4 protein-coding genes are annotated in these 3,705 nt (G+C 31.4%); 3 read left to right on the top strand and 1 reads right to left on the bottom strand.

Features of this window, described 5'->3' with window-relative positions; translation table 11 throughout:
- Positions 1-190 precede the first annotated feature (190 nt).
- The 3 genes from B0A66_RS22465 to B0A66_RS22455 all read left to right on the top strand — a co-directional run bounded on the left by B0A66_RS22465 (position 191) and on the right by B0A66_RS22455 (position 3,154).
- Positions 191-547 carry a DoxX family protein gene (locus B0A66_RS22465; protein ID WP_089052077.1) on the top strand — a complete coding sequence of 119 codons (357 nt, stop codon included), beginning with the start codon at positions 191-193 and terminating at the stop codon, positions 545-547.
- A gap of 368 nt (positions 548-915) precedes the next feature.
- The gene (locus tag B0A66_RS22460; RefSeq protein ID WP_089052076.1) at positions 916-1,194 is read left to right on the top strand and encodes a DUF2805 domain-containing protein; all 279 of its coding nucleotides are present in this window, start codon (positions 916-918) and stop codon (positions 1,192-1,194) included.
- A 100-nt stretch (positions 1,195-1,294) separates the two neighbouring features.
- On the top strand, positions 1,295-3,154 hold the full coding sequence (locus B0A66_RS22455; RefSeq protein WP_089052075.1) for a M61 family metallopeptidase: 1,860 nt from the start codon (positions 1,295-1,297) through the stop codon (positions 3,152-3,154).
- A gap of 65 nt (positions 3,155-3,219) precedes the next feature.
- On the opposite strand, the gene B0A66_RS22450 is transcribed toward B0A66_RS22455, so the two are convergent.
- On the bottom strand, positions 3,220-3,663 hold the full coding sequence (locus B0A66_RS22450; protein ID WP_089052074.1) for a hypothetical protein: 444 nt from the start codon (positions 3,661-3,663) through the stop codon (positions 3,220-3,222).
- Positions 3,664-3,705 lie beyond the last annotated feature (42 nt).

The following is a 3,705-nucleotide window of genomic DNA, read 5'->3' as shown; positions in this document are numbered from 1 at the left end:
GTTCATATTACTTAATGAAGAAGTTATTCTTTTACAATGGATTGGAATACTTTTGATTATTCTGGCTATCGTTTTAATGAATATCAATCTGAAAAGTAAAACGAAATAATTTACACAAGCTTAAAAAAGACTATTGTAAAAGCAAAAGTCATTAGTTTTTTCCTAAATTCGTGAGAAACATTTATTTATCATGAATTTACCCTGGCATTTGTATCTAATGGCTTTTCTGTATATAATTGCAGGAATTAATCATTTTAAGAATCCGGGAATGTACATCAGAATCATTCCTCCGTTCTTTCCTAATCCAAAATTATTAAACAGTTTAAGCGGAATTGCCGAAATTATCTTAGGGATACTTTTACTAATTCCTGCCACAACTTGTCTGGCAGCATGGGGAATCATAGCATTGCTAATTGCAGTCTTCCCCGCCAATGTGTATATGTATCAAAAAAAGAAAGGTGGTTTTTCGCTGCTAAAACTGATTTTGCTACTTCGTATACCCTTGCAAATTCCGTTGATTTTATGGGCTTATTTGTATACCCACTAACATATCCTAAAAGAGAAAATCAAATCTGTTTGTTTGATTTTCTCTTTTTTTATTTAATAAAATCAGTCAATCCATTTACTTTAAACATATTACCTTAAAATATCAATACAATATAACCTTCCGGATCCGGTATTTTTTACTTGAAAGATTACTATTACGAACGCCTGTATATCGGTAGATTAAAGCCATTATTTTAAAAATAAATTAGAAAATCTGCCCGAAAAACCACGTACTGAAAAAAACAAATAAAATCAGAAAAAAAACATACAAGATCGAACCAACTAATTATTTTTTTTATTAATATTGATACTTAAATTGAAAATCAATCTATTAATCATTAACCTCTATTTTGAATTAATTTTCACGAGATGAAAAAGAGTAACCGCAAAGAATTGAATTGGGAACAAACGGAAAGACTTGTTACGTTAGCCCTGGAAGAAAAAAATCCATTTGAAATTATAAAAAAAGAATTTGGATTGGCAGAAAAAGAAGTGCTGGAAATCATGAAGAAGAAAATGCCTCTTGAAAAATTTGAGATGTGGAAGAAAAAAGCTATTGCAAATAAGCCAAAACCAAAACCCGTTAAAATAGATGATTTTGACGAAGATCTGGATGGAAAATATTATATAAAAAATAAACTAGACTAAAGTTAAACTCCTGTTTTTTACGGGAGTTTTTTTTTAATTTTATTTTAATGTAACTTTTTTATAATTTGTATGTCCAATACAAATAACTAAACACTAAATAATGAAAAAAATACTTTATACCCTAGCCCTTGCCACTGCGCTTTGGAGCTGTAAAACGGGTACTACTACAGGAGCTGCCAAAAACAATACTGTGCAGGTTAACATTAATCTTATTGACGTAAAAGACGATAAAGTTTTGGTAACTGTTACAGCTCCTCAAATTAAAACAGATGAAATCGTTTACAGCATTCCGAAAACAGTTCCAGGTACCTACTCTACTGATAATTATGGTAAGTATGCTGAAGATTTTAAAGCTTTTGATGCTAAAGGAACTGCACTTACAGTGAAAAGAATTGACGACAATTCATGGTCTATCGTTAATGCAAAAACATTACAAAAAATTACCTACTTAGTAAATGATACTTTTGATACTGAAAAAGGAACCGGATTTGGTAATGATGATGTGTTTTCACCAGCTGGAACCAATATTAATGCAGGAGTAAACTTTATGGTAAATACGCACGGTTTTGTGGGGTATTTTCAGGACAAACTAAACATTCCGTATAAAGTTACAATCACGCATCCTGAAACACTTTGGGGCGCAACTTCTATGACAGACGAAGATGCAAGTAAAACAAGCGATGTTTTTACTACACCACGTTATGCTATTTTGGTTGAAAATCCTATCATGTACTCTAAACCTGATTACACTGAGTTTAATGTAAACGGAATGGATATTTTAATTGCTGTTTATTCTCCAACAGGAAAATTTACTGCAGCAAGTATTACGCCTGAAATGAAAACGATGATGACAGCGCAGAAAAACTTTTTAGGAAAAGTAGATGCTACTAAAAAGTATACTGTTTTATTGTATTTATCAAGTATGGCTAAAGATGACGCACATGGTTTTGGAGCGTTAGAACATCCAACTGCTACAACGGTTGTGTTACCGGAATCAATGCCAAAAGAAAGATTAGTAGAATCAATGAAAGATGTTGTTTCTCACGAATTCTTTCATATTGTAACGCCATTGACAATTCACTCAAAAGAAATTCAGTATTTTGATTACAACGCACCAAAAATGTCTGAGCATTTATGGATGTACGAAGGGGTTACAGAATATTTCGCAAACCTATTTCAAATTAACCAGGGTTTAATTGACGAAGCTGATTTTTACAATCGTATTGCTGAAAAAATTGAACAGGCAAAAGGGTTAAACGATACCATGTCGTTTACTGTAATGAGTAAAAATGTATTGGAGCAACCTTATAAAGATCAATACTTAAATGTATATCAAAAAGGAGCCTTAATTGGAATGTGTATCGACATTATTATTAGAGAAAAAAGCAATGGAGAAAGAGGAATTTTGGATCTAATGCATAAATTAGCTAACGAATATGGTATCGAAAAACCATTTAACGATAATGAGCTTTTTGCCAAAATCACTGAATTTACGTATCCAGAAGTAGGAGAATTTCTAAAAACGTATGTTGCAGGAACTACTCCAATTCCTTACGATACTTATTTAGCTAAAGTAGGTGTAACAAAATCATCTGAGAAAAAAGCGGGATCAATTTTCCTTAAAGGACAAACTCCGTACGTTACAATAAACCAACAAACAAAAGAAATCCTTGTTCGTGGTGATATCGAGCCGAACGCATTCTTTAGTAATTTAAAACTTAAAGGAAACGATGTTATAGTTTCTGTTAACAATAAACCTTATTCTTTAGAAAACATCTATGATTTAATTACAGAAAGTGAAAACTGGAAAGAAAACGATCCTATTACACTTAAAATCAAACGTGACGGTAAAGAAGAAACTATAAAAGGTACTGTAAAATTACCTTATGAAGAATCAGAAACTTTTAAAGCTACTGATGCTTCAAAAGAAAAACTTAAAAATGCATGGTTAAAAGGGTAATGCTCTTTTCAAACCAAAACTCATAAAAAAACCGACAAGTGATTGTCGGTTTTTTTGTTTTAGTATTATTTCTTTACCGGAAATTTCCAATCGAATTCGTCTTTGTCATTAATTATAGCTCCGATTTCGAATTTTACCACTTCATCAAATTCTGTTTGAAGTATAAACCAATTGTCCTCGTTGAAGTAGTTTTCGAACGTATCAAACGTTTCCTGATTGTATTTTGTAATTCCTTTTGTCGCAAGATCTTTCTTTACATCAGCAACTTTTCTTCCGATTAATTTGAATCCAAAAACCTCTAAAGCATTACTTGAAGCTACTACATAACCCAATTTCATATCTTCTTCCTGATAGAACGTCAATCTGATTTTTTGTTCATTGTATACAAAAATCACATTATCATCTTCGTCTTTATAATTTTTATCAGGCTTTCCTAAAGCAGCTGTAACATCATTTTGCTTCATTCCGAAAAGCAGTTTATCAATTCCTGATTTTAAATTTACTTTCATATTGAGTTTTCTATTTTGAGATGCAAATTTCGTGAAGTTTTT

It is taken from the genome of Flavobacterium hercynium, assembly GCF_002217285.1.
In the GTDB taxonomy this organism is placed as follows: Bacteria; Bacteroidota; Bacteroidia; order Flavobacteriales; family Flavobacteriaceae; genus Flavobacterium; species Flavobacterium hercynium.
Note: the sequence above shows the minus strand (reverse complement) of the source record. Positions and strands in the feature narration are given on the sequence as shown.

What these genes read in the sequence shown, in the direction of transcription:
- B0A66_RS22465 (WP_089052077.1), top strand. Translation starts at nt 191, where the DNA reads ATGAATTTACCCTGGCATTTGTATCTAATGGCTTTTCTGTATATAATT.
- B0A66_RS22460 (WP_089052076.1), top strand. Translation starts at nt 916, where the DNA reads ATGAAAAAGAGTAACCGCAAAGAATTGAATTGGGAACAAACGGAAAGA.
- B0A66_RS22455 (WP_089052075.1), top strand. Translation starts at nt 1,295, where the DNA reads ATGAAAAAAATACTTTATACCCTAGCCCTTGCCACTGCGCTTTGGAGC.
- B0A66_RS22450 (WP_089052074.1), bottom strand. Translation starts at nt 3,663, where the DNA reads ATGAAAGTAAATTTAAAATCAGGAATTGATAAACTGCTTTTCGGAATG.